Origin of the sequence: Nocardia sp. FBN12 (genome assembly GCF_050320175.1) — a bacterium.
Classification (GTDB): Bacteria; Actinomycetota; Actinomycetes; order Mycobacteriales; family Mycobacteriaceae; genus Nocardia.
Map to the genome: position 1 here is coordinate 4447650 of NZ_CP190048.1, position 24102 is coordinate 4471751.

Sequence of the window (24102 nt, forward strand, 5' to 3'; positions counted from 1 at the left end):
CGTGCTGTGCAGCGGCGCTCTCGCCCGCTCGGGCACGTTCTCAGAGCTTGCGAAGTCCAACGAGCACCTTCTCGAGGGTGGAAGCATCCAGCGACATCGCCGCCGACAGCGGTGGGCGCACGGTGATCTTGCCCGCGGCCAGCAGATCCGACAGCACAACCGTGGCGACCCCGACGGGCAGGCGCAGCTCGGCCGCGATCTCCACCACCGCGGTCGGCGCCCGGCACATGTCGAGCACCGCGACCTGTTCCGAGGACATCCCCGCGCTGGGCGCCGACTCGCTCACCACCAGGGTGACCAGGTCGAAGTCCTCGGTCGCGGGCGCTCGGCCGCCGGTCAGGGTATAGAAACGGTCGGGATCGTCGTCGCGACCTGCCCTGGTCACTCGATCGCTCCGCGCCGGGGCTGGGCCGCCAGGTGCTCGCCGAGCTGTTCGACCAGCTCGTGCATCGTGTGCCCGACCAGGCCGGCGTCGGCGTCCTCGGCGGCGACCACCGCTAAGTGCGCGCCGCGCCCCGCCTCGACCACGAACAGGATGCCGCCGTAGAACTCGGTCATCGACTGGCGAACTCCGCCACGCCCGTCACCGAACTCCACGGATGCCCCGTGCGACAGGCTCTGGAAACCGGCGGCGATCGCGGCCAGCTGATCGGCGCGGTCCACATCGAGTTCCGGTGTGTGGCAGATCTTCAGGCCGTCACCCGAGAGCAGCAGGGCGTGCCTGGCGCGTGGGGTGCGGGCGAGCAGTTTCTCGAGCAGCCAGCCGAGATTCGACGGTGCGGTGGTGGTCATCGGTCCTCCAGTGGGTCGACAGGCGCGGCGGCGCTGCCCGGTTCGTGGCTGGTGAGGTTGCGGCCCGGCGCGGAACGCTGGAAGGCGCCGAGCGCGGTGGGCTTGGCCGGGGGCGCCTTGGCGGTGGGCGCGGACGTGAGCCCTTCGGGGTGGACCTGGGCCAGGGTGTCGCCGCGGCGCCGTTTCGGCAGCGTGGGGGTGGTGCCGTTCGGCTCCGGTCGCGCGTGTTGTCCGAGGGGTTCGACCGCGTCCAATGCGCCGGTGTCGGCGGAGTTGCCGGAATCCATGGTGCCGGTGGCAGTCCTGCGGGGGATGGGGGTGTCGAACTGGCTCAGCGTGGCGGGCTCGGCGACGCGCGGTGAGGTGAGCGCTGCGCGACTGCGGCGTTCGGCCCGCGCTGTGAGCTCGCGCGGGATGACGACGACCACCGCGGTGCCGCCGATCGCCGACGGCCGATACGACACGGTGAGTTCGTGTTTGCGCGCCAGGTGCCCGACCACGGCGAGCCCGAGCCTGGTGCCCGACAGCGAGGCGAGGTCGGCGCCCTTGCCCTGGCGATCGCGGCCGGAGACGGCGGCCTCGGCACGGCGCAGCGCGGAATCACTCATGATCAGGCCGCTGTCCTCGATCGTGATCACCACACCCGCGGGCACTTCCGCGGCGTAGACGTGCACCTCGGTGGTCGGCGGGGAGAAGTTGCAGGCATTGTCGAGCAGCTCGGCCAGGGTGTGCATCACGCCCTCTGCGGCATGCCCGGCGATGCCGATCTCGGCGATCGCCCGCAGCCGCACGCGCTGATACCCGGCGACGCGCCCCATCGCGCCGCGCAGAATCGATTCCATCGCAATCGGTTTCGCCCAGCGGCGGCCGGTGCGCGCACCCGAGAGCACCGCGATGCTGTCGGCGAGGCGGCCCGCCTGGGCGGTGCGGTGGTCGATGTGGAGCAGGTCGGTGAGCACCCGCGGGTCGGCGTGCCGGTGTTCCATCTCGCGCAGTTCGGCCAGCATCGAGGTGGTCATCGCCTGGATGCGACCCGCGGCACCGGCGAAGGCGGCCAGTGCCGCCGCGCCACGCCGCGCGTTCTCCTGGGCTTCCCAGGCGTAGGACGCGGTGTGCTCGTCGGCCTGGGTCAGGCGCGCGCTCGCCTCGGCGACGGTGGCGGCCAATTGCTGTTCGGCCCGCTGGGCGGCGGCAAGACCGGCGCGCGCCTGTGCGCGTTGACGGAAGGCGAACCAGATCGCGGGGCAGCCGATCAGTGCCGCGGCGACAGCGGCGGCGACCACCGGGATACCGATGGAGGACGGCACGAACACCGCGGTCACGGCGGCGATGGCCACCACGGCCACCCCCGCGCCGAGCACCACGGCTCCGGCACTGTCACCGGACTTCGCCGGTGCGGCTACTGTCTGCGCCATCGGCAGTGCTTCCGCGGTACTCACAGGCCCCCAGCCATCAGTGGTCGATCAAACACGCAGCCAGGCAGCCTGTTTCGAAATTCGAGGTCGAGCATAACGAGCCCCCGCCCCACCTGCCACTCGACCGATGAGGGTTCACCGGCCGTTGGGCTACGGGTCAGCATTCGGCCTGGTCGCGACCGGCGGGACGAGACCGTGGTCACCTCGCGAGCGCCGCGGCTACTACCTCGGCCATGGCTCGGTAGCCGGAATCGTTGGGGTGCAGGTAATCACCGCTGTCGAATCGGTCGGCCAGGCGGGTGCGATCATCGGGTGCGGCCATCGTTTGCGCGAGATCGACCACCTTGTCGAAGGCGCCCGAGTCGCGAATCCAGGTGTTCACCTCGGCGCGCAGGAGCTCCTTCGCCGGCGAGAAGAACGCGGACCCGGCGAACGGCAGGATCGTCGCACCGATGATGCGCACCCCCGCCGCCCGCGCCTGGGCGATCAAGTCCCGATACCCGGCGATGAGCTGTTCCTTCGACACCGGCGGGAAGACGATGCCGTCCGGACCCGGGCTGCCCGAGAGGCCGATGTCGTTGATGCCGATCAGGACGACGGCGGTGCCGACGCCCGGTTGTTCGAGAACGTCGCGGCGGAAACGCGCGATCGCGCTGTCGCCGAGCACGGTCGAGTCGGTGATCAGCCGGTTGCCGCTGATTCCGGCGTTGACGACCGGGCCGTGGTGGCCGGCCGCGGCGAGTTGGTCGGGGTAACGCTGGTCGGCGTCGGGGGTGGAGCGGAAGCCGTCGGTGAGCGAATCACCGAAGGCCACGGTGACGTCGCCTTCGCTCGGCCCGAGGGTGTCGACGCCTGCCAGGTAGTACCAGGACTGCGATCTTTCGGTGAAGGGTGTCGCCGACGGGTCGGCGGTGTGATCGCCGTTCGCTCGGTAGGTGGTGGCCAGCGCCTGCCCGTGCTGGGTCGCCGGGCCGGTGGGGCTGGCGAAGTAGAGCGTTATCGTCATCACCGTCCCGACCGATTCCACTGCGTCGCTGACGATTTCGTTGCCAGGGGCGACAACGAAAGCGGCATGCCCGGCAACGGTCAACACCCGCACCGACTCCGCGACAACGGATGCTCCGCCCGCGCTGCGCGCCACCGTCGCCGCGGCGATCGGCAAGGGGTACTCGCCGAAGCGATTCGACAGCCGAATTCTGACTTGTGGACCGTCCTGTGACAGTCGGATCACTTGTCGCACAGTCTGATCAGTGAAACCCAGCGCGGACCAATTCTGGTAGATCGGATACTGCACAGCGGTCGCCCACGCACTCGACCACGACGTGTCGGTGTCTCGAATACCGAACGCCACCAGCACCAGCGCGGCCACGGCGACAATGGGCGCGGCGATCCAGCGTAAACGCGCCGTCAACTTCATCACTGCCATCCTGGAAGACGTTGCGCAGACCGCTCCGCGAGCCCCCGCCACCGGGCGTGGCAACGTGACTCAGAGGCTAGTCGAGCACGGCCGTCGCCTCCACCTCGACGAGCAGATCCGGTTCGCCGAGCGCGGCCACCCCGATCAAGGTGATCGGCTTGACCGGATCGACGCCGAGCTTCGCCGCGGCCCTGGCGACACCCGCACCGAGCAGCGGGTACTTGTCCGCGCTCCAGTCGACGACATAGATCGTCAGCTTCGCGACATCGTCGAACGAACCGCCGACCGCGGCCAACGCGGTGCCGACATTGAGGTATGCCTGCTCGACCTGGGTGGCGAAATCGTCTGTGCCGACCGGGTTTCCGTCGGCGTCGCGGCCGACCTGCCCGGCCAGGAAGACCAGGCGAGAGCCCGTCGCGATCGAGAGTTGCCGGTATACCTCCGGCTTGGGCAGCCCGTCCGGATTCAGCAGTTCCACAGTCATACCGAATACCATAACGCTGCTATGTAATATTGCGCTATGGGTAGGACGAAGAATCTCGCGGTGCGATCGATGCTGATCGACCGCGCGGCACTGCTGCTGCGCGAGCGGCAACCGGTCACACTGCGTGGCCTCGTGGCGGGTACCGAGGTGTCGACCATGGCCGTCTACACCTACTTCGACGGCATCGACGGCCTGTGGCGCGCGGTTCGCCAGGAAGGGTTCACCCGCCTCGCCACCCGCCTGACCGAGGTGCCGACCACCGACGACCCGGTCCACGACCTGGCCGCACTCGGCAGCGCCTACCTGTCCAACGCACTGACCAACCCCGACCTCTACCGGGTGATGTTCGACGCCGGCTTCGCGCTCGAGGACGCAGCGGCCGCGGATGCGACGCTCGAACGCCTGGTCACCGCCGTGCAGTCGGCCAAGTCCGCTGGACGGTTCCGCGCCGATGTCGAACCACTCGACCTGGCGACGCAGAGCTGGGCCATCGGCCACGGACTGGCCGGCCTCGTCGCCACCGGCCCCTTGCCCGCCGCGGCACTCGACTTCGGAATTCCGATGCTCACAGCCCTGTTCATCGGGGTCGGTGACGATCAGCGGCGCTGTACGCGGTCGGTGACCGCAGGGTGGCGCATCGGTTGAGGATTACCGGAGTTCGCCGACCGCTGTGCTCGTCGCCTCGGCGACGAGGTCGTTGGATGGTTCCGCGTTCTGGTCCGGCTTGGTGGTCAGGACAGCGAGGACAAGGGGCTGGCGGCCAGGAGGCCAGGCGATGGCCACGTCGAGGGCGGAGCCGTAGGCCGGGCTGCCTGTTTTGTCGCCGACGATCCAGTCCGTCGGCAGGCCTGCCTTGATGCGCTTGGCACCGGTTTTGCTCGCCTTCAGCCAGGAGGCGAGCTGGGTGCGTTCGGGTTCGGGGAGGGCGGTGCCGACGACGAGTGCGCGGTAGTTCGCGACGAGGGCGGCGGCGGTTGTGGTGTCGCGTTCGTCGCCGGGGATGGCGGTGTTGAGTTCGGGTTCCCAGCGGTCGAGGCGGGAGACGGTGTCGCCGAGGGTGCGCAGGAAGGCGGTGAATCCTGCGGGGCCGCCGAGCAATCGGAGCAGCATGTTGCCCGCGGTGTTGTCGGACATGGTGATCGCCGCGTCGCAGAGGGCGGTGACCGTCATGCCGGTCTCGATGTGTTTCTCCGTCACCGGTGAGTTCACGACGATGTCGCCCGCGGTGTAGCGGATGACCTGGTCGAAATAGCCGGTGGACAGCGGATGTGCCTGCAGGAGAGCGCCGCACGCCAAGCCCTTGAAGGTCGACGCCATCGGGAAGCGTTCCCCTTCCCGGTAGGCCACTGTCGCACCACTGCCGGTGTCGACGACCGAGAGACCTAGTCGGGCACCGTATTTCGTCTCCATATCGGCGAAGGACGGTGCGACAGATGCGGCAGTAGCAGTACTCGGTGTCTGTTCGACGTCGTTGCTCGAGCAGGCGGTGAAGGTCACGGCCGAGATGGCCAGCGCGACGGCGGCGATCCGGGTCCGGACGCGGGGCGTCAGTGTCGAGGAAGTCACCGGTGCACCACATCATCGCGGACGGCTACGCGGCCAATATCGGACAGCGGCCTGGACGAGTCGCACTCGATATCGCCGCAGTTCAGCTGCGGTAGGGCACTGCGGATGGCCGATTCCGAGCAGCTCGTCGCGGCAGATCGGCCGAGTCGCGGCAAGTGCGCTGGTTCAATGGCGGATATGGATCTGATCCGCCACCTCCGGTTCTTCGTCTCCGTCGCGGACGAGGGCCATTTCGGGCGGGCGGCAGCGGCGCTCGACATGACCCAACCACCGCTGTCGCAGGGGTTGCGCCGCCTCGAGCAGCATCTCGACGTCGAACTGATCCATCGCACCAACCAGGGCGCGCTGCTCACCACCGCGGGCAGGCACCTGCTGCCGCGCGCGCGGCTGCTCGTCGACGACGCCGACCGGTTGCTCGCCGAATCACAGCGGATCGCCCAGCTCAGCGGGACCGTGCGGTTCGCGGCGACGAGCGCGCTGCCCGATCGGCTGGTCACCGCGTGCGTCACGGGCCTGCGCGCCGCGGGTGGCAGCGTGGCGACAACGCTGGGCACGACGGTCGATCTCGTCGCCGAAGTACGGGCGGGTGTGTGCGATGTGGCGGTGATCGAACATCCGGCGCTGGTCGACGGGGTGGAGGCCGGACCGGTGGTGAAGTTGCCGCGCTGGTTGGTGGTGCCCGCCGATCACCGCACCACCACCGCCGAGCGGCCGACCTTCCCGATGCTCGCCGGCCTGAACTTCGCCCAGCCACCGCGTGCCGCGAACCCGCCTGCCTTCGACGCCATCACCGATCTGTTACGCGAGCGCGGCCTCGATGCGCCACCGCTCGCGGCTCCCGACGATCGCGCCGTGCTGGCCGCCGTCGCCGCGGGTACGAGTTTCGGCGTGACCGCCACCCCGCCGACTTCGACGCCGGGGGTCGCCTGGCTGACCTTGGCGCCGCAATCGATTGCCGTGCGGGTCAGGGTGATTCGCCGCGCCGACGCGGGTACGCATGCCGATGCGCTGGATCGGGTGCTGTATCGGGAGAGGCTGCGATGAGCGCGTTCGACGCGGCGACAGCGGGCAGTGCCCCCGATCCGGGATGGCTCGGCTCGACCGACGCGCGGCCCGGATCGAACAGCGCCGACACCGTGCCCGGCATCGCGGAATCGGCGATCGCCCGGATCCGTGCCGTGTTCGCCGACGCAGGCTGCGTCGGCTGGTTGCATGCCCGGCGCTGCGACGGCTCCCCCGGCGAGGTTTCCGTCGGTGGGCGCGACCGGGTGGTGATCGCGTCGGTGTACAAACTGCTGCTGTTGGCAGCGTTCCTCCGACAGGTCGATCGCGGCCTGATCGACCCCGTCGGCTCACTCACCATCGACCCCACCGACTGCACCCCGGGTCCCACCGGCATTGCGGCACTGCGTGATCCGGTCACCGTGAGCCGTCGCGATCTGGCCACGTCGATGATGACGGTGTCCGACAACGCCGCCGCCGACGTGCTACTCGGTGAGGTGGGCCTCGCCGCGGTGAGCGAGCTCGTGCACGAACTCGATCTGACGGATACCCGCATCGTCGGCGGCACCGCCGACCAGCATCGCAGCCTGGTCCGCGACACCGATACCCACAGCACCGCAGAGGCTTTCGCGGCCCTGGCCGACAACGACGAGGCCTGGACCGTCTCCGCCTACGACCCCTCTTACGCCAGCGCCACCACCCCTGAGGAGATGACCAGATTCCTGTGGAAGCTCTGGTCGGGCGACATATTGTCCACGGCGAGCGGCGAATTCGCGCGCGCGGTGATGAGCAAGCAGATCTGGCCGCACCGCATCGCCGCCGGATTCCCGCATCGCGGCGTGCTCGTCGCGGGCAAGACCGGCACCATCGGGGTGATCCGCAACGAAGTCGCCGTGATCGAATTCCCCGGCGAAACACCCGTGGCGGTGGCGGTTTTCACCCGTGCGGCCCGAGCCGATCCGGTGCTGCCGGTGGTCGATGCCGCGATCGGCGAGGCGGCCCGGATCGCTGTCACCGAACTGCGCCGCCCGCGCTGATCGACAACTCCCCTACGGCCATGGCTAGCATCGTCGTTTGTGGGTGGAGATTCTTCCGGCTTCGGCCGAGTGCAGAAAATCGGGATCGCGGCGGGGGCGCTGGGTGTAGTGCTTGCGGTGGCGACCCCGCTGTTGCCGGTGCACCAGCAGCGCGCGAGCCTGGATTGGCCGCAGCCTCAGTCGATGCAGCTCAGCGCGCCACTGGTGGACTACGTGCCGTTATCGCTCGATCTGAGCATTCCGTGCACGGCTTTGCGGGATATGACGGGCGCAACCGTGCTGTCCACGGTGCCCGCCCAGGCGCCGCGAGCCGGTTCGAAGGGATTGGTCGCGCGGATCGAGGACCGGCCGGGAGCTGGGCGGACGCTGTCGGTGGTGTTGCGTGACAAACTGCTGCTGAGCACGTCGATCGCGGATATCGCGGGAAACGTTCCCGCGAAGGAGGGCTCGGCCGCCGAGGGCCGAGACACCCCGCCGCCTCCTACCGGAGCGAACCAGCCCGCGCGGCCTACCGCAGGCAGCGCCGCACCTGACAGCGCGTCGCCCACCCCGCCGAACGGCGCCCAGCCGCCAGGGGCCACACCTCCCGGCGGCCCGCCCCCGTCCGGCAGCGCTCCCCCGTCCGGCAGCGCTCCCCCGTCCGGCGCCGCTCCCCCATCCGGCGCCGTTCCCCCGAACGGGCCGAGCGGTGCACCACCTTCGGCCACCCCACCGCCGCCCGGCGGCGCTGCGCCGGAGAACGCGCCGGCCGCGCGATGCGGGGCGTTGACGGTGGTCTCCACCGCGACCAGCACGACCGCTGAGCTCACGGGCATGACTCGCGCCGACGGGTCGCCGATGAAGACGACCGTGGACGCCGATGTGCGGCCGCAGGTGGTCGGGGTCTTCACCGAGCTGGATCGCGGTCGGATGGGCGATGCCCGGCTGCACGCCGAGATCGATGCGCGGTTCTCGTCGAGCCCGAGCGGCTGGAAACTGGCGGCGATCATCGGGGCCGTGTCGAGTGCGCTGCTGGCGTTGATCTGCTTGCACCGCGGCGATACTCGCGACGGACGCCGGGCGCGACGCGTTCTGCCCGCGCGCTGGTGGCGGTTCACCGGTCTCGATGCGGTGGTCGCGGGCACATTGGTGACCTGGCATGTGATCGGCGCCAACAGTTCTGACGACGGCTACATCCTCACGATGGCGCGCGCGTCGAAGGAAGCGGGCTACACCGCCAATTATTACCGGTGGTTCCAGGTCGCCGAGGCCCCGTTCGGGTGGCCCTACGAGGTGCTGGCGCAGATGACCAGAGTCAGCGAGACCGGGTTGTGGATGCGGCTGCCCGCGTTGCTCGCCGGGTTCGTGTGCTGGCTGGTGCTCAGCCGGGAAGTGTTGCCGCGCCTCGGTTCCGGTGTCACCTCGAGCCGGGTGGCGCGCTGGACGGCCGCGCTGATCTTCCTGTCGATCTGGCTGCCCTACAACAACGGCCTTCGCCCCGAACCGTTGATCGCGCTCGGCGCGCTGCTGACCTGGTGTTCGATGGAACGCGCGATCGCCACCCGCCGGCTGCTGCCCGCCGCCGTCGCGGTACTGATCGCCGCGTTCTCCCTCGCGGCCGGTCCCACCGGATTGATCTGCGTGGCAGCGCTGTTGGCCGGTTCGCGACCGGTGCTCCGCACGATCATCAGCCGCGCCACACCGGAGCCGCGCGGAGCCGCGCGCGGAGCCACTCTCCTCCGGTACACCGCTCTCGTTGCGCCGATCGTCGCGGCGGGCACCGTGGTGCTGGTCGTCGTCTTCGCCGACCAGACCTTCGCGACCGTTCTCGAAGCCACCCGCGTCCGCCAGCTCGTCGGCCCCGACATGTCCTGGTTCGAGGAACGCACCCGCTGGGATTCGCTGTTGTCGGTGAACCCCGACGGCTCCCTGGCCCGCCGCTTCGGCATCCTCGCCATGCTGCTGTGCCTCGCCGTCGGCATCGTCGCGACCCTGCGCCGCGGCCGCGTTCCCGCGACCGCCCGTGGCCCGGTGACCCGAGTCCTCGCCGTTGTCTGCATGGCTCTGCTGCTGATGATGTTCACCCCCACCAAGTGGACCCACCACTTCGGCGTCTACGCGGGCCTGGCCGCCGCACTCGCCGCGATCACCGCGGTGGCCCTGCTCCGCGTCGGCCAGAACTATCTCCGCACCCTGTTCGCCGCCGCGGTGCTGTTCCTGCTCGCCGTGAGCTTCACCGGCTCCAACGGCTGGTGGTACGTCTCCGGCTACGGCGTCCCCTGGCCGGACCGCGCGCCCACCCTCGGCGGCATCGAGCTGTCGACCCTCTTCCTGTCCGCTACGGCCGCGACCCTCCTCACAGCGCTGTTCCAGTACTACCGTGCGCCCATCGCCGCTGCCGTGCGGGACAATGCCGATGACCACCTCGGCGGCACCCCTGGCGCCGCGGACGGTGACGGAACCGACAGCGATTCCGCAGGTCAGTGCCGCAGCAGTCCATACCTCAGGTTCCCGGCTGTCGCGCCGCTGACCGTAACCGCAGCTGCCATGGTGCTGTTCGAAGTGGGATCGCTTGCCTCGGCGACTATTTCGCAATACCCCGCCTACTCGGTCGGGCTGTCGAATCTCCGCGCGTTGACGGGTGACCAGTGTGCGATGGCCGATGACGTCCTCGTCGAAACGAATACCGCGGACTCACTCCTCACCCCGTACCGCGGCACCGTCGCCGACGGGCTGGCCGCCGAGAACACCGGCTTCACCCCGAACGGCGTCGACAGCCTCGCCCCCGATCCCGGACCCGGCCAATCCTCCGCCCCGCCTTCGGGTTCGGGCCCTGGACCGAGTGGTGGCGGACCGGGTGGGGGCGCACCCGGCGGCCCTGGTCCCAGCGGAAGCGGACCGAGCGGCGGCGCGGCACCTGGTGGTGGCGCCGCTCCCGGTGGCGCGAACGGAGCGCCGGGCAGCGGGGCGAACGGCGCACCGGCGAATGGTCCCACTGCGGGACCGCCAGGAGCTCCGGGCGCATCCGGGCCCGCGGTGACGGGCGTCAACGGGAGCACGGTGGCATTGCCGTTCGGACTCGCCCCGGAACGAACGCCGGTGCTCGGCAGCTACTCGAGTGGCGAGCCGCAGCGAACACAGCTGACAACACAGTGGTATCGCCTGGATCTCGCTGCCGTGCAGCAGAACCCGGCATATCGGGTGCTGATCCTGACCGTGGCCGGGCGCATCGAGTCCACCGCACCCGATGGCTCGCGCATGCCGGGGCAACGGTTGCGCTTGGAGTTCGGGCACGGCGACGGCGAAACCATCGCGGCCCTGGGTGAGGTGATCCCACCGACAGTCGGCGGCGCTCCGGGCTGGCGGAATCTCCCGATCGCGCTGGATCGAATCCCCGCGGGCACCACCGCGGTTCGACTCGTCGCCGACGCCTCGGAACCCGACCCCATGCAGTGGTTGGCGATCACCCCACCGCGCCTACCGAAGCTGTCGAGCCTCAACACCGTCGTCGGCGCCGCCGACCCGATTCTGGCAGATTGGCATGTGGGACTGACCTTCCCGTGCCAGCGCCCGTTCGATCACCGCAACGGCGTCGCCGAGATGCCGATCTGGCGCATTCAGCCCGACAAACTCAACGCCCAGGTGTCGGAAACCTGGCAGGGCGACACCGGCGGCGGGCCCCTCGGCTGGACCAGCATGCTCATGCAATCGCGCACCATCCCCGCCTACCTGGCCGACGACTGGACCCGCGACTGGGGCGAGCTCCAACGCCTCACCCGCACCGTCGCCGCGCCACCGGCGGACATCACCGTCCACACCGAAACCCGCTGGGGCAGCACCACCGACTCCCCGATCAAGACCAACTGACGTCCCGAAAACACGAACCGCCGCTACCTGTCCAGGTAGCGGCGGTTTCGGTTGCGGCGGAGACTACTTCGGCGGCTCACCACCGGCGGGCGCACCTTCGGCAGGAGGTCCACCGGCGGGCGGTCCACCACCGGCGGGCGGCGTCGCACCCGCGGGCAGCGGCTTGCCGATATTGCGCGCCATGTCCGGCATCAAGCGGATGGCGACCTGCTCCCACGTGCCCCAGTTGTGGATGCCGATGTCGGGGAAGTCGTAGCTGACGTTCTCGTAACCCAGTGCCGTGACCCGCTTTTCGAACGAGCGAGTATTGGCCAGGGCGATCGCTTCCAGCGGCATGCCCTGGGTGATCGCGTCGATCGAGGACAGATCCTGGTCGGCGGGCTTGGCGCTGCCCGCCGAGACATAGAGCCGGGTGTTGTTCGCGATCAGCAACTCGGCGAACCCGTAAGGATCCATCCGCTTCCACTTCTCGCTGCCCGCGGGCGCCATCGCCTCGATGTTGTACCCACCGCTGGCGATCATCGCCCCGCCGAGCGCCTCACGCATGCCTGGCATCGACATGTGCAGGTAGCCCGACAGCGACCCGGCGTAGGTGAACTGCTCCGGGTAGTAGGCCGCCATCAACATCGCCGCGCTACCACCGCTGGACAGGCCGACCACACCGTTGCGGGTGGAACTGAAGCCGAGCCGGGACTTCATGGCGTCCGGCAGGGTCTTGGTGATGAAGGTTTCCCACATGTACTTGGTGGTCTTGCCCTGGGTGTCCTCCCAGCCGCCGATCGCGGAACCGGAGTCGGCGCTGGGCAGCATCGACCCGTCGAGGTTGATGCCGTTGAAGCTGCTCGGCTGCTCCCAGTCGGCGTAGAAACTGGACTGCCCGCCGACCGGCATCACCACGTTGATATTGAATTTCGCCATCTTCGCCGGGATATCGGTGTGCTTCTCCCAGCCGTTGAGGTCGTCCTCGGCGCGTTCGCCGTCGAGCAGGTAGACCACCCGATCGGTATTGCCGTCGGCCGCGCGGATGATTCTCGTGTTGATCTCGCCCATCGACGTGTCAACCCGGAAGTCGATCGCGGACGGGTCGGCATCGGCGGCCGCGGGCGCGACCGACGCGCCGAACGGCAGCACCGCCACCACCGCGCCCGCCACGACCCGCCGAAAGAGCACATTTACGCCACGCATGATCGGTGTTCTGACCTTCCCTTTTGTGCGGCTACGCCGCCTCCCCACTCGACCCGCGGCGGTCTGAACCTGCGCGCGGGGCCCTGCCGGGCAGCATAGCGCGCCCTCGAGCCCGGGGATAGATCGAATGATGAAGTGGGGCAGCACGCTTCGCGCGCCTACCCGGAACTGCGGATTCTCGGCGGCGGCCGACCCGACACGGACGCTAGGCTGGGAGGTCGATTCGTGGCCACGCCCGGCCGCCCTGCCCAGAACGGGACTGCCGTGAAGATCGCCGTACGCCTGATGATGTTGTCGCTGGTCCTCGCCCTGCTCTTCGGAGTGCCGTGGTGGACGTTGGTCTGGGCGCCGACCGGCGGAGACGGACCGCTGTTCTGGATCGGAACAGCGATCTGCGCGGCCGCCCTCGTGTGCCTGCCGGTGACGATGTTCCGTGGGCACGGGCCCGCGCAGTCCGACCCGGCGGTGATCGTCGGCGACACCCTGCTCGGCGTCGCGTGGGTGGTGTTCTCCTGGTCGGTGATCGGGCTGTTCGCACGGGGTGCGCTGGCGGTCGCCGGGGTCGACAGTGCACGGCTCGTGGCGGCCGGGGTGCTGGTCACGTCGGCGATCCTGGTCGGGTGGGGTGTGTACGAAGCGCGTCGGGTGCCGCGGGTGCGCACCGTCGATGTCGCGATCCGCGGGCTGGCCGAGGGTCTGGACGGGTTGCGTGTCGTGGTCGTCACCGATACCCACTACGCGGCGCTGAACCGTCGCCGATGGTCGGAGCGGGTGGTCGAGGTGGTGAACGCGCAGCGGCCCGATATCGCTTGTCACGCTGGTGATCTCGCCGACGGTTCGGTCGCGAAACGTCAGACGCAGGTCGATCCGCTCGGCAAGATCGACGCGCCACTCGGCCGCTTCTACATCACCGGCAACCACGAGTACTTCGGTGACGCCCAGGGCTGGATCGACTACATGGCCTCGCTCGGCTGGCAGCCGCTGCACAACCAGCACAGCGTCCTCACCCGCGACGGCGACCGGCTCGTCATCGCCGGCATCGACGACCCGACCGGCGTCGGACTGCCCGGTCACGGCCCCGATCTGCCCGCCGCGCTCGCGGGCGCCGACCCCGCGCTGCCGGTGGTCCTGCTGGCCCATCAGCCGAAGCAGATCGCCGACAGCGCCGCGGCGGGCGTCGCGTTGCAGATCTCCGGTCACACCCACGGCGGGCAGATCTGGCCGTTCCACTACCTCGTCCGGCTCGACCAGCCGGTCGTCGCGGGCCTGAGCCGCCACGCGAACAACACCCAGCTCTACACCAGCCGCGGCACCGGTTTCTGGGGTCCGCAGCTACGGGTGTTCGCACCCAGTGAGATCACGGTGCTGGTGCTGCACCCCGAGCGCTGACCCGCGCCTCTGCGAGCGACGGGCTGCCCACAACGACCCTGCCGCCCAATCATATTGGGCGGCGCGGCAGTTCTCGGCGCCGAGATCAGCGCTGAGGCTGGGTGACTTGCGACGGGAGCGGGCCGCTCATCACGACAGTGGATCCGGTCCACGAGTAGGTGATCGTCGCGGGTCCGCCCTGGGGTGCGGCGAAGGGTTCGTCGCCGGCCAGCCATCGGTATTCGACGGTGACGGCGGTGCTGCTGGAGCCGACGACGGTGGTGAAGGCGTAGGGCTCGGAAGTACCTGTGCCCAAGTATTTTCCGTTATGGAAGAACAGCACGTGAATCGGTGCGCCCGCCGAGTTGCCGCCGATGGCGCGCACCCACAGCAGCTCACCGCAGTTGCCCGGCTGATCGGCGGATGCCTGCCCCGCGACCCAGCTTCCGGTGAGGCTCGCGAGGGCGTTCTGCACGCCGGTGGAGGAGGTGTCGACGCAGCGATCCGGCCCACTGATGTCGTTGCCGGGAGCGGTCGTGTCCGGAACCGGGACAACCGTGGGAGCCTGTGTGACCGGCGGTGTTTCGGGCTCCGGCGCGATGGTGGCACCGGGCTGAGGTGGCGCCGTCTCCTGCGGCGCGCTCGCTCCCGGAGCCTGGGTGCCCGGCGCGGGTGCGCGGGTCGTCGACGAGGCGGCCGTCGCCTGCGAGGTCGACGTGGTTGTCCCCGAACCATTCTCACCGGTGCAGCCTGCGACCAGCCCCGCGGCGACGGCGATCAGCGCGCTCATTCGAACTGCGTTCTTCATGGTTCCTCGATTCCGTGTCCCCTACGCGCGGTAGCGCGTATGTGCTGACTTCATCGGGGCCCCGAGGACGGCCGTTAGGCGGTTGAACGAATTCCTAACCCTAGGTGGCGACATCCACACCCTGATACCTAGATCTGCTAGGTTATACCCTAGATGTTCTAGGTATAGGAGTGCGATGCGCATAGACAAAGACCTGGTGGCGGCCTCGGCGACACCGCTGGTGCTGGGGATTCTGGCCGAAGGTGAGTCGTACGGCTATGCCATCCTCGAGCAGGTCGGCAAGCTCTCGCACGGACGGATGCAGTGGACCGACGGGATGCTGTATCCCCTGCTGCACCGCTTGGAGCGACTGGGGCACGTGTCCTCGACCTGGCGGGTGTCCGAGGGCGGGCGCCGCCGCAAGCACTACCTCATCACCGATTCGGGCCGGGCCGCCCTCGCCGAACGACAAGCCCAGTGGAGCGTGGTCGCCGAGGCACTGGACCAGGTCTGGCGCAGCACCACCCAGCCGGTGGCGAAGGGATGGGCGTGATGGAGTTGCAGGTTCTCATCGACCAGTGGCGCGGCTACGTCCAGCGTCATCGTGCGATCTCGGTTGCCGATGTGGACGAGATGGAAGACCATCTGCGCGAGCGGATCTCGACACTGGAGGCAGCGGGACTGTCCGGCGACGAGGCGTTTCTCGTCGCGGTCAAACGCATGGGCAGCATGGACGCGATCTCACGCGAATTCGCGCGCGAGCACTCCGAAAGACTCTGGAAGCAACTGGTTCTGGTACCGGAGGAGTCCGAGACCGGCCCGGGCAATCGTGAGCTGATGGTGGTGCTCGCACTCGCCGTCATGGCCGGGCTCGCGGTGAAAGCGGGCTTCACCTGGCTGGACGGTTCCGCCCCCGGCCGCAATATCAGCCTGCTCGTATTCCCCTTCCTCGCAGGCTATTTCGCGTGGAAACGGCAGGTTTCCGGGCGGGTGGCCGCGATTCTGGCCGTACCGTTCGCGCTCACCGCGCTGGTTCTGAATCTGTATCCGTTCGAGCTCGAAGGCGCCACCGAGATCATCGCCGCGATCCACGCGCCGATTCTGCTGTGGCTGGTGGTCGGCCTCGCCTACACCGGCGGCGACTGGCGATCCGGACGGCGGCGGATGGACTTCATCCGGTTCACCGGGGAATGGTTCGTCTATCTGACGTTGCTGGCCCTCGGCGGCGGCGTGCTGATCGGACTGACAGTCGGGGCGTTCGAGATGCTGGATCTCGACATCGAGCCGGTGATCGAGTACTGGGTGCTGCCCTTCGGCGCCGCGGGGGCCGTCATCGTCGCCGCCTGGCTGGTCGAGGCGAAGCAGAACGTCGTGGAGAACATCGCGCCGGTGCTGACCCGGGTCTTCACTCCGCTCACGATCGTGATGCTGCTCGCGCTGCTCGCCGGACTCGCGTCCACCCGCAGCCTGACGACGATCGACCGCGAAATGCTGATTCTGATGGACCTGGTCCTCGTCCTGGTTCTCGGCCTGATCCTGTACACCATCTCGGCCCGCGACCCGCTGACCCCACCCGGCTTCTTCGACCGCCTGCAAGTGCTCCTGGTGGTCACCGCGCTGGCCGTCGACGTGATCATGCTGGCCGCCATGCTCAACCGCATCGCCGAATTCGGCTCCACACCGAACAAGGTGGTCGCGCTCGGCCTGAATGTGGTCCTGCTGGTGAACCTGGTGTGGTCGGGCTACCTCGGTGTCGGATTCGTGCGCGGCACCAAGACCTTCGCCGCGCTCGAACGCTGGCAGACCGACTACCTCCCCGTCTACGGCGTCTGGGCAGCGGCCGTGATCGTCGCCATCCCACCGTTGTTCGACTTCATCTGAATCGGCACAAGGCGAAAATCGCTGGCGGGGCGTGACAGGATCAGCAAGTGCTCTTGACGATCTCCACGACTCACACGCCGGCGACAGACCTCGGATACCTCCTGGTCAAACATCCCGACCGCGTGCAGTCGTTCACGACCACCGGCGGCACGGCACACGTCTTCTACCCCCAGGCCGACGCCGACCGCTGCACCGTCGCGTTGCTGCTGGAAGTCGACCCGGTGGAGCTGGCACGGCCGAGCAAGGGGCACAACGGATCCGCGCTCGGCCGCTACGTGAACGACCGGCCGTATGTGGCGTCGAGCCTGCTGTCGGTGGCGATGGGCAAGGTCTTCCGGTCGGCGCTGAACGGGACGAGCCGGGATCGAGCGGAGTTGGCGCAGACGCCGATTCCATTGGAGATCGACGTGCCCGCCGTGCCGTGCCGAGGTGGGACGCAGATCGTCGAAAGGCTGTTCGCGCCGCTGGGCTGGACGGTATCGACGACGTCGGAACCGCTCGATCCCGAATTTCCGGACTGGGGTTCCTCCCCCTACACCCACCTGCGGCTGACCGGGACACTGCGGCTGGCCGAGGCGCTCAACCACCTCTACGTGCTGCTGCCGGTGCTCGATGACGCCAAGCACTATTGGGTGGACGCCGACGAGGTCGACAAGCTGTTGCGGGCGGGCGAGGGCTGGCTCGGCACACATCCTGACCGTGAGCTGATCGCGCGACGATATCTGGCCGGGCGACGGACACTCACGCTGTCCGCGCTGGAACGGCTGCGGTCGGTGGACGAGGTGGTCGAGGATGCCGAAATCCCCGGAGACGCAGTCGAACGCGTCGAAGCCGCCGAGCGCCGCACGCCGCTGGTGAAGCTCCGCAAGGAAGCGGTGCTCGCCGCACTCATCGAGACCGGCGCATCGCGGGTGCTCGATCTCGGCTGTGGCCCAGGCGCTTTGCTTCTCATGCTGCAAGGCGAGGCCCGGTTCACCGAGATCGTCGGCGCCGATGTCTCGAGCGCCGCACTCTCGATGGCGGAGCGCCGCTTGAAGTTCGATCGGATGTCGGACCGGCAGCGAGCCAGGATCACGCTGATCCAATCCGCGCTGACCTACCACGACAACCGGCTGCGAGGCTTCGACGCGGCGGTGCTCATGGAGGTGATCGAACACGTCGACGAGTCCCGGTTGCCCGCACTCGAACGCGCGGTCTTCGGCCATGCCGCACCCGGCGCGGTGATCGTGACGACGCCGAACGTGGAATACAACGTGCACTACGAAACCCTCGACGGACACCGCCACGACGATCACCGATTCGAGTGGACCCGTGCGGAATTCGCCGCCTGGTCCACCCGTGTGGCCGAGACGTTCGGCTACACCGTCACCATCCGCCCGGTCGGCGACCACGACCCGCAGACCGGATCCCCCACCCAGCTCGCGCTTTTCCGGAAGGCCGCGTAAATGAACATCGACCTCCCCGAACTGTCGCTCATCGCCCTGATCGGTATCTCCGGCTCCGGCAAATCCACCTTCGCCCGCGAGCACTTCAAGCCCACCGAAGTACTGTCCTCGGACTTCTTCCGCGGCTTGGTGGCCGACGACGAGAACGACCAGTCCGCCACGAAGGACGCCTTCGACGCACTCGGTCACGTCGCCGGGATCCGGCTGCGCGCCGGACGACGGGTCGTCATCGACGCCACCAATGTGCAGAAGCACGCGCGCGCCGAATTAGTCGCACTGGCAAGGTCTTTCGACGTGCTGCCGGTCGCGATCGTGATCGATACACCCGAAGCTGTTGCGTGGGAACGCACTCAGGGCCGCGCCGATCGCTCGTTCGGACGCAATGTCCTTCGGCGGCAGAGCCAGGACCTGCGGCGATCACTGCGGGAACTGGGTCGAGAGGGTTTCCGCAAGGTGCACGTCGTCAGCGATCCCTCCGAGGTGACCATCACCTACGAGAAGGCCTGGAACGACCGGCGCGAACTCACCGGGCCGTTCGACATCATCGGCGATGTGCACGGCTGCCGAGCCGAATTGGAAACGCTGCTGGGCGAACTCGGCTGGTCGCTGGTTCGCGACGAGGCAGGCCGTCCGGTGGATGCCACCCATCCGGAGGGGCGTCAGGCGGTGTTCGTCGGCGACCTCGTCGACCGTGGGCCGGATTCGCCGGGTGTGCTGCGGTTGGTGATGGGGATGACCGCGAGCGGTAACGCGCTGTGCGTGCCGGGTAATCACGAGCAGAAACTGCTCAAGAAATTGCGGGGCAAGAACGTCACGGTGTCGCACGGGCTGGCCGAGACGCTCGAGCAATTGGAAGGCGAGACACCGGAATTCGTCGCCGCGGCGGCGCAGTGGATCCATGATCTGGTGAGCCACCTGCGATTGGACGGTGGGCGGCTGGTGGTCGCGCACGCCGGACTGAAGGAGGCGTACCACGGTCGCGCATCCGGGCGCGTTCGCGACTTCTGCCTCTACGGCGAATCCACTGGAGAGACAGACGAATACGGCTTGCCGGTGCGCTATCCCTGGGCACGAGACTACCGCGGTGCGGCCACGGTCGTCTACGGGCACGTGCCGACGCCGAAGGTGGAGTGGATCAACAACACCGTCTGCCTCGACACCGGCGCGGTGTTCGGTGGCGAATTGACGGCGATGCGGTATCCGGAGAAGACCTTCGTCGCGGTCGCGGCCGCCGAGGTGTACTACGAGCCGATCAAACCGCTCGCCGATGCCGAATCCGCCCGCGACAACGAGACTCTCGACCTCGCCGATGTCACCGGGCGCAGGCACCTGCGCACCGACTACGGCACGGTGATCGTCGATGCCGAGAACTCAGCTGCCGCGCTGGAAGTGATGAGCCGGTTCGCGATCGATCCTCGGCTGCTGCTGTGGTTGCCGCCGACCATGTCGCCGCCGTCGACGTCAACGGTCGAGGGCTATCTCGAATACCCCACGGAGGCGTTCGCCGACTATCGCGCGGCGGGTGTGGACAAGGTGGTGTGCGAGGAGAAGCACATGGGGTCGCGGGCCGTGGTGCTCGTGTGCCGTGATCAGGCCGAGGCTCGGTTCGGCGTGGGCTGTTCCGGTGCCATCTACACCCGCACCGGCCGTTCGTTCTTCAACGATGCGACCCTGACCGAGACCCTCCTGGATCGCGTACGTGCCGCAGCCGCACCACTTTTCGACGAACTCGATTCGGACTGGCTGCTCCTGGACTGCGAGCTGCTCCCCTGGTCGGCCAAGGCCGTCGGCCTGATCCGCACCCAATACGCGGCCGCCGGCGCCGCCGCGCGGTCCGCCCTTCCGTCCGCTGTCGCAGCACTCGACGCCGGACTGGCCCGTGGACTCGACCTCGGCGAACTGCGCGACCGCACCGCCACCCGCTCCGGGAACGCGGCCGACTTCACCACTGCCTACCGTCAATACTGCTGGCCGACAACAGGTCTCGACGGCGTCCAGATCGCCCCCTTCGCCCTCCTGGCCTCCGAAGGCGCCACCTACACCGACCGCGACCACAGCTGGCACCTCGACATCAGCGACCGCCTGGTAGCCGCCGACCCGGTAACCTTCCGCCCCACCGGCCGCCGCATCGTCGACCTCGCCGACCCCGCCACCGAAGCCGAAGCCACCACCTGGTGGCTCGAGCTGACCGCGGCAGGCGGCGAAGGCATGGTCATCAAGCCCTACGCCGGCCTCACCCACCGTGCCAAGGGCAAACTCGCCCAACCAGGCATCAAATGCCGAGGCCGCGAATACCTGCGCATCATCTACGGCCCCGACTACACCACCCCGGAACACCTCACCCGCCTCCGCGACCGCACCCTCAGCCGCAAACGCACCCTGGCCCTGCGCGAACACACCCTCGGCCTGGCCGCCCTGGACGCCGTCGCGGCCGGCGAGCCGCTGTGGCGGATCCACGAGCTGGTTTTCGCCATCCTGGCGATGGAATCCGTCCCGACCGACCCTCGCCTCTGACTACCCAAGCCACAGAGCCGCCGTTCCCACACGACTCCGTGTTCTCGGGCGGAGCAGAGGTCGCGCTTCGCTGAATTAAGGCAGGCGCGCCGTGGACCGAGCAGGCCTACCCGATCAGCTCGGTCCTGTGCGGTCTGCGGATCTTCCCGCTGGGCCGCAGGCATCTCGTCGCTGTGCGTACCGGGGTTGAGCGACACTGGATTTCGATGCGAATTCACCAGTCGTAGTAGGAGACAACCGAGGGTTGGCCGGTGTAGCCAGGGCCCGCGGTGGTGTCTGCACCGAGGTAGATGGCCGCGAAGTCGGGTCGGCCGTGGCCGTGGACCTGGCGCCGGCGGACGTCGTAGGTCAAGCCGGCCGCTCGGAGTGTATCGACGATGGTGCTGGTTGCCGGGAAGCCGTTGGAGCGACGGATTTCGGCGGGGTCGAAGTCGGCGGCGAATCGGGCCTTCGGCGCGAGCCAGCTCGTCATCGCCTCGATGAGAGCGAGTTTGTCGCCGATGTAGTGCAGTCCGTGCACGCAGGTGACGAGGTCAGCTTTGCGGGGTGGAGACCATGCTGTCGCCGAGGTGGCGAGTAGGCGCAGGCGGGGGGTGCGTGGACTGCCGAGGAAGAAGTCGACGAGGTCTATGCCGATGATGGTGAGGTCGGCGTCCGGGAATTCCTGCTCGAATCGTGCTTCGGCCTCGAGCAGCGCCCGGCCCGAACCGCAGCAGACATCGATCCAGGTGATGTCGGCCGTCGGATCGGTGCGAAGGCGTTGCGCGAGTAACTCGTACGGATCGAATCCGAGTTCTCGGGTGTAACTGTTCACACCGGACAGTCCTCGGCCACGGTTCATCGCGTTGTTCGCGACTACCGAGGACTGTTCCAGCGTCGGGTTGTCGAGCAGCACGCGATCTGTTGGCACCACACTATTATCGCCGCTGCGCAGGTCACGCGATTGCTTATCGACGCCAGAAGAAGTGGTGTACCACTCCGCTGGGGCTGGGGATCTGCTCGAGGTGGAAGCGGTCGGTGTATTCGTCGGGGCTATCCCAGAATCGTTCGCCCGCACCGATTTCCACCGGCGCGACGGCGATGTGCATCGCGTCGATGAGGTCGGCGGCGAGGAACTCGCGGACCGTCGCGACGCCGCCACCGATTCGGACATCCTTGCCGTCGGCAGCCTCGAAGGCTTGGGCGAGTGCGTCCTTCGGGGTGGCGTCGATGAAGTGGAAAGTGGTGTCGGCCAAGGTGAACGACGGGCGCTCATGGTGGGTGAGGACGAAGACCGGGGTGTGGAACGGCGGGTTGTCGCCCCACCATCCCTGCCAGTCGTAGTTCTCCCACGGGCCGCGCTGTGGGCCGAACTTGTTGCGGCCCATGATTTCCGCGCCGATGTTGACGGCCCAGTCGCGGGTGATGTAGTCATCGAGGCCGTAACTGCCCCCGGGATCGGTGCGGTTGGGCCAGTGCGCGGTGGCACCCGCCCAGGAAACGAGGTCACCCGGATTGGCGTGACCGAACGGGCGGTCGAGACTCTGCCCCTCCCCCGCACCGTAACCGTCGCTGGAAATGCTGAAGTTCTGAACGCGGACCATCTGAGCCATCGAGGTGCCCTTTCTGATTGCAATGTGCAAGCAGTGACGAACGTATCCTAAACTGATCCTATGTCGCAACCAGTTGCTCTGGAAAAGTTGCCCGTGCCGCCGGGCAAGTCGGGTTGCCCGATCAATCTGACGGTGGAGCTGCTCGGTGACCGCTGGAGCCTGATCATCCTGCGCGACATCATGTTCGGCGGTCACACGCACTTCCGGGAGCTGCTCACCGGATCCATCGAGGGCATCGCGTCCAACATCCTGGCCGCGAGACTCACCAAACTCGTCGCCGCCGGCCTGCTCACCCGCGACGACGACCCGAGCCATCGTCAGAAAGTCGAATATCACCTCACCGAGGCCGCGATTCAGCTCGTTCCGGTGCTGGCCGCGCTGGGTGCGTGGGGCGCGCGATGGTTGCACACGTCGCCGGAGCTGACCGTGCGCGCTGAGTTACTGGCCGCGGGCGGGCCGCCGATGTGGGATCGATTCATGGATGAACTGCGAGCCACCCATCTGCGCGGCGCGCCACTTCCCGCCGATGGGGTGCTCGCGGAACTCACCGCCGCCTATCTCGAGGCGGTCGGCGAGTAGGCCCTACGAGGTGGTCTGCACCTGGCGGCCGACTTCGTTCAAACTGGCCATCGCCTGACGGTAGGACTCGAACAAACCGGTCTCGCAATAGGGAACATCGATCTCGGCGCAGAACTGGGCGACCATCGGCTGCGCGTGACGCAGGTTGGCGCGCGGCATGGACGGGAACAGGTGGTGCTCGATCTGGTAGTTCAGCCCGCCCATCGCGGTGTCGACGAGAAAACTGCCGCGCACATTGCGGGAGGTGAGCACCTGGCGGCGCAGGAAGTCGGTGTTGTCGCCGTCGGGCAGAACTTCCATGCCCTTGTGGTTCGGAGCGAAGGTGGAGCCCATGTACAGACCGAACAGGCCCTGCTGAATCGCGATGAACACCAACGCTTTACCCGGCGACAGCACCAGGAACGCCGCGGACAGGATGCCGATGAAGTGGGCGGCGAGCAGCGCGCCCTCCCAGATGCGGTTCGGAATCGGCCAGCGGAACACCGCGACGATGCTCTTCCAGTGCAGGCTACCGCCCTCCAGCAGCAGCAGCGGGAAGAACAGCCACGCCTGGTAGCGGAAAATGAATCGGCGCCAGCCCTTTCCGGCCTTCGCGCGCTCGCCGGAGAACGCGAGCACCCCCATCGCGTCCGGGTCCATGCCCTCGGTATTGGGATGGGCGTGGTGGCGGTTGTGGTTGCTGGTCCACCAGCCGATGCTCAGCCCGATCATGAGGTTGCCCGCGATCAAGCCGTACAGATAGTTGGCCTTGCGACCGGCGAAGATCTGCTTGTGCCCCGCATCGTGTCCGAGGAACGCGATCTGTGAGAACACCGCGGCCAGGAACACCGCGACCAGCAGCGTCCACCACGAGTCACCGAGGGCGAAAAACGCCGCCCAACCAGCAACGAAGGCCCCCGCGGTCAGCGCGCTCTTCCACCCGTAATACCCCACCTGCCGGTCGAGCAGGTCCGCCGCCCGGATACGACGCAACAGGACCGAGTACTCACTGCCACGCACGGGAACGACATCAGACGCGATAACCACGGCACAAGCATGGCGTACGCACACTACGGCCGGGTGAACGGGTTGCAGATCACCCCACTCCGACACCCGACATCCCGGTCCTCGACTATCCCTGTTGCGAGTCGGAGGCCAGAACCTTGGTGGCGAAGTTCGCCAGCTGCGTGCGCATCCTTTCGCGCGGAATGCC

At 68.1% G+C, this 24102-nt stretch carries 21 protein-coding genes; 10 read left to right on the forward strand and 11 right to left on the reverse strand.

Annotation, left to right across the window (positions count from 1 at the left end; all coding sequences use genetic code 11):
• Nucleotides 1-40: 40 nt before the first annotated feature.
• The 5 genes from ACQHI0_RS21085 to ACQHI0_RS21105 form a co-directional block, all read right to left on the reverse strand.
• Nucleotides 41-385, reverse strand: coding sequence for a DUF742 domain-containing protein (locus ACQHI0_RS21085; protein ID WP_427903565.1), 345 nt, complete (start codon nucleotides 383-385; stop codon nucleotides 41-43).
• A complete protein-coding gene (locus tag ACQHI0_RS21090; protein ID WP_427903566.1) occupies nucleotides 382-792 on the reverse strand; it encodes a roadblock/LC7 domain-containing protein in 411 nt (136 codons plus the stop codon). Before ACQHI0_RS21090 ends, ACQHI0_RS21085 begins: the two co-directional genes overlap by 4 nt.
• Nucleotides 789-2207 carry a sensor histidine kinase gene (locus ACQHI0_RS21095; RefSeq protein WP_427903567.1) on the reverse strand — a complete coding sequence of 473 codons (1419 nt, stop codon included), beginning with the start codon at nucleotides 2205-2207 and terminating at the stop codon, nucleotides 789-791. The genes ACQHI0_RS21090 and ACQHI0_RS21095 overlap by 4 nt, the downstream gene beginning before the upstream one ends.
• A gap of 199 nt (nucleotides 2208-2406) precedes the next feature.
• Nucleotides 2407-3624, reverse strand: coding sequence for an SGNH/GDSL hydrolase family protein (locus tag ACQHI0_RS21100; RefSeq protein WP_427903568.1), 1218 nt, complete (start codon nucleotides 3622-3624; stop codon nucleotides 2407-2409).
• Between the two features lie 76 nt (nucleotides 3625-3700).
• A complete protein-coding gene (locus ACQHI0_RS21105) occupies nucleotides 3701-4108 on the reverse strand; it encodes a RidA family protein (RefSeq protein ID WP_427903569.1) in 408 nt (135 codons plus the stop codon).
• A 36-nt stretch (nucleotides 4109-4144) separates the two neighbouring features.
• Here ACQHI0_RS21105 and ACQHI0_RS21110 point away from each other — a divergent pair, with 36 nt between their 5' ends.
• Complete coding sequence (locus tag ACQHI0_RS21110; protein WP_427903570.1) at nucleotides 4145-4753, forward strand: TetR/AcrR family transcriptional regulator; 609 nt, start codon at nucleotides 4145-4147, stop codon at nucleotides 4751-4753.
• Between the two features lie 3 nt (nucleotides 4754-4756).
• On the opposite strand, the gene bla is transcribed toward ACQHI0_RS21110, so the two are convergent.
• Nucleotides 4757-5674 (reverse strand): class A beta-lactamase, encoded by a 918-nt coding sequence (gene bla, locus ACQHI0_RS21115; RefSeq protein ID WP_427903571.1) that lies wholly within the window; start codon nucleotides 5672-5674, stop codon nucleotides 4757-4759.
• Between the two features lie 168 nt (nucleotides 5675-5842).
• On the opposite strand from bla, the gene ACQHI0_RS21120 reads away from it, so the two are divergent.
• From ACQHI0_RS21120 to ACQHI0_RS21130, 3 genes are all read left to right on the forward strand, one after another.
• Nucleotides 5843-6718, forward strand: a complete 876-nt coding sequence (locus tag ACQHI0_RS21120; protein WP_427903572.1) for a LysR family transcriptional regulator — start codon at nucleotides 5843-5845, stop codon at nucleotides 6716-6718.
• Between the two features lie 101 nt (nucleotides 6719-6819).
• A complete protein-coding gene (locus ACQHI0_RS21125; RefSeq protein WP_427909243.1) occupies nucleotides 6820-7713 on the forward strand; it encodes a serine hydrolase in 894 nt (297 codons plus the stop codon).
• Nucleotides 7714-7752: 39 nt separating this feature from the next.
• On the forward strand, nucleotides 7753-11559 hold the full coding sequence (locus ACQHI0_RS21130) for an arabinosyltransferase domain-containing protein (protein WP_427903573.1): 3807 nt from the start codon (nucleotides 7753-7755) through the stop codon (nucleotides 11557-11559).
• Nucleotides 11560-11622: 63 nt separating this feature from the next.
• On the opposite strand, the gene ACQHI0_RS21135 is transcribed toward ACQHI0_RS21130, so the two are convergent.
• Nucleotides 11623-12744, reverse strand: coding sequence for an alpha/beta hydrolase (locus tag ACQHI0_RS21135; protein WP_427903574.1), 1122 nt, complete (start codon nucleotides 12742-12744; stop codon nucleotides 11623-11625).
• A gap of 288 nt (nucleotides 12745-13032) precedes the next feature.
• Here ACQHI0_RS21135 and ACQHI0_RS21140 point away from each other — a divergent pair, with 288 nt between their 5' ends.
• Nucleotides 13033-14133 (forward strand): metallophosphoesterase, encoded by a 1101-nt coding sequence (locus tag ACQHI0_RS21140; protein WP_427909244.1) that lies wholly within the window; start codon nucleotides 13033-13035, stop codon nucleotides 14131-14133.
• A gap of 85 nt (nucleotides 14134-14218) precedes the next feature.
• Here ACQHI0_RS21140 and ACQHI0_RS21145 read toward each other — a convergent pair whose 3' ends face one another.
• Nucleotides 14219-14920 carry an LppP/LprE family lipoprotein gene (locus tag ACQHI0_RS21145; protein WP_427903575.1) on the reverse strand — a complete coding sequence of 234 codons (702 nt, stop codon included), beginning with the start codon at nucleotides 14918-14920 and terminating at the stop codon, nucleotides 14219-14221.
• A 175-nt stretch (nucleotides 14921-15095) separates the two neighbouring features.
• On the opposite strand from ACQHI0_RS21145, the gene ACQHI0_RS21150 reads away from it, so the two are divergent.
• The 4 genes from ACQHI0_RS21150 to ACQHI0_RS21165 are packed head-to-tail and all read left to right on the forward strand — an operon-like array spanning nucleotide 15096 to nucleotide 20739.
• Nucleotides 15096-15452 (forward strand): PadR family transcriptional regulator, encoded by a 357-nt coding sequence (locus tag ACQHI0_RS21150; RefSeq protein WP_427903576.1) that lies wholly within the window; start codon nucleotides 15096-15098, stop codon nucleotides 15450-15452.
• On the forward strand, nucleotides 15443-16780 hold the full coding sequence (locus ACQHI0_RS21155; RefSeq protein WP_427903577.1) for a permease prefix domain 1-containing protein: 1338 nt from the start codon (nucleotides 15443-15445) through the stop codon (nucleotides 16778-16780). The genes ACQHI0_RS21150 and ACQHI0_RS21155 overlap by 10 nt, the downstream gene beginning before the upstream one ends.
• 47 nt (nucleotides 16781-16827) lie before the next feature.
• Nucleotides 16828-18225 carry a 3' terminal RNA ribose 2'-O-methyltransferase Hen1 gene (locus tag ACQHI0_RS21160; protein WP_427903578.1) on the forward strand — a complete coding sequence of 466 codons (1398 nt, stop codon included), beginning with the start codon at nucleotides 16828-16830 and terminating at the stop codon, nucleotides 18223-18225.
• Nucleotides 18226-20739, forward strand: coding sequence for a polynucleotide kinase-phosphatase (locus ACQHI0_RS21165; protein ID WP_427903579.1), 2514 nt, complete (start codon nucleotides 18226-18228; stop codon nucleotides 20737-20739).
• A gap of 214 nt (nucleotides 20740-20953) precedes the next feature.
• Here ACQHI0_RS21165 and ACQHI0_RS21170 read toward each other — a convergent pair whose 3' ends face one another.
• Nucleotides 20954-21649 (reverse strand): class I SAM-dependent methyltransferase, encoded by a 696-nt coding sequence (locus ACQHI0_RS21170; protein WP_427903580.1) that lies wholly within the window; start codon nucleotides 21647-21649, stop codon nucleotides 20954-20956.
• 37 nt (nucleotides 21650-21686) lie between these two features.
• Nucleotides 21687-22331: a dihydrofolate reductase family protein gene (locus tag ACQHI0_RS21175; protein ID WP_427903581.1), complete on the reverse strand. Its 645-nt coding sequence runs from the start codon at nucleotides 22329-22331 to the stop codon at nucleotides 21687-21689.
• Nucleotides 22332-22391: 60 nt separating this feature from the next.
• Here ACQHI0_RS21175 and ACQHI0_RS21180 point away from each other — a divergent pair, with 60 nt between their 5' ends.
• Nucleotides 22392-22910 (forward strand): winged helix-turn-helix transcriptional regulator, encoded by a 519-nt coding sequence (locus tag ACQHI0_RS21180; protein ID WP_427903582.1) that lies wholly within the window; start codon nucleotides 22392-22394, stop codon nucleotides 22908-22910.
• 3 nt (nucleotides 22911-22913) lie between these two features.
• Here ACQHI0_RS21180 and ACQHI0_RS21185 read toward each other — a convergent pair whose 3' ends face one another.
• Complete coding sequence (locus tag ACQHI0_RS21185; protein WP_427903583.1) at nucleotides 22914-23936, reverse strand: fatty acid desaturase family protein; 1023 nt, start codon at nucleotides 23934-23936, stop codon at nucleotides 22914-22916.
• Between the last annotated feature and the right edge of the window lie 166 nt (nucleotides 23937-24102).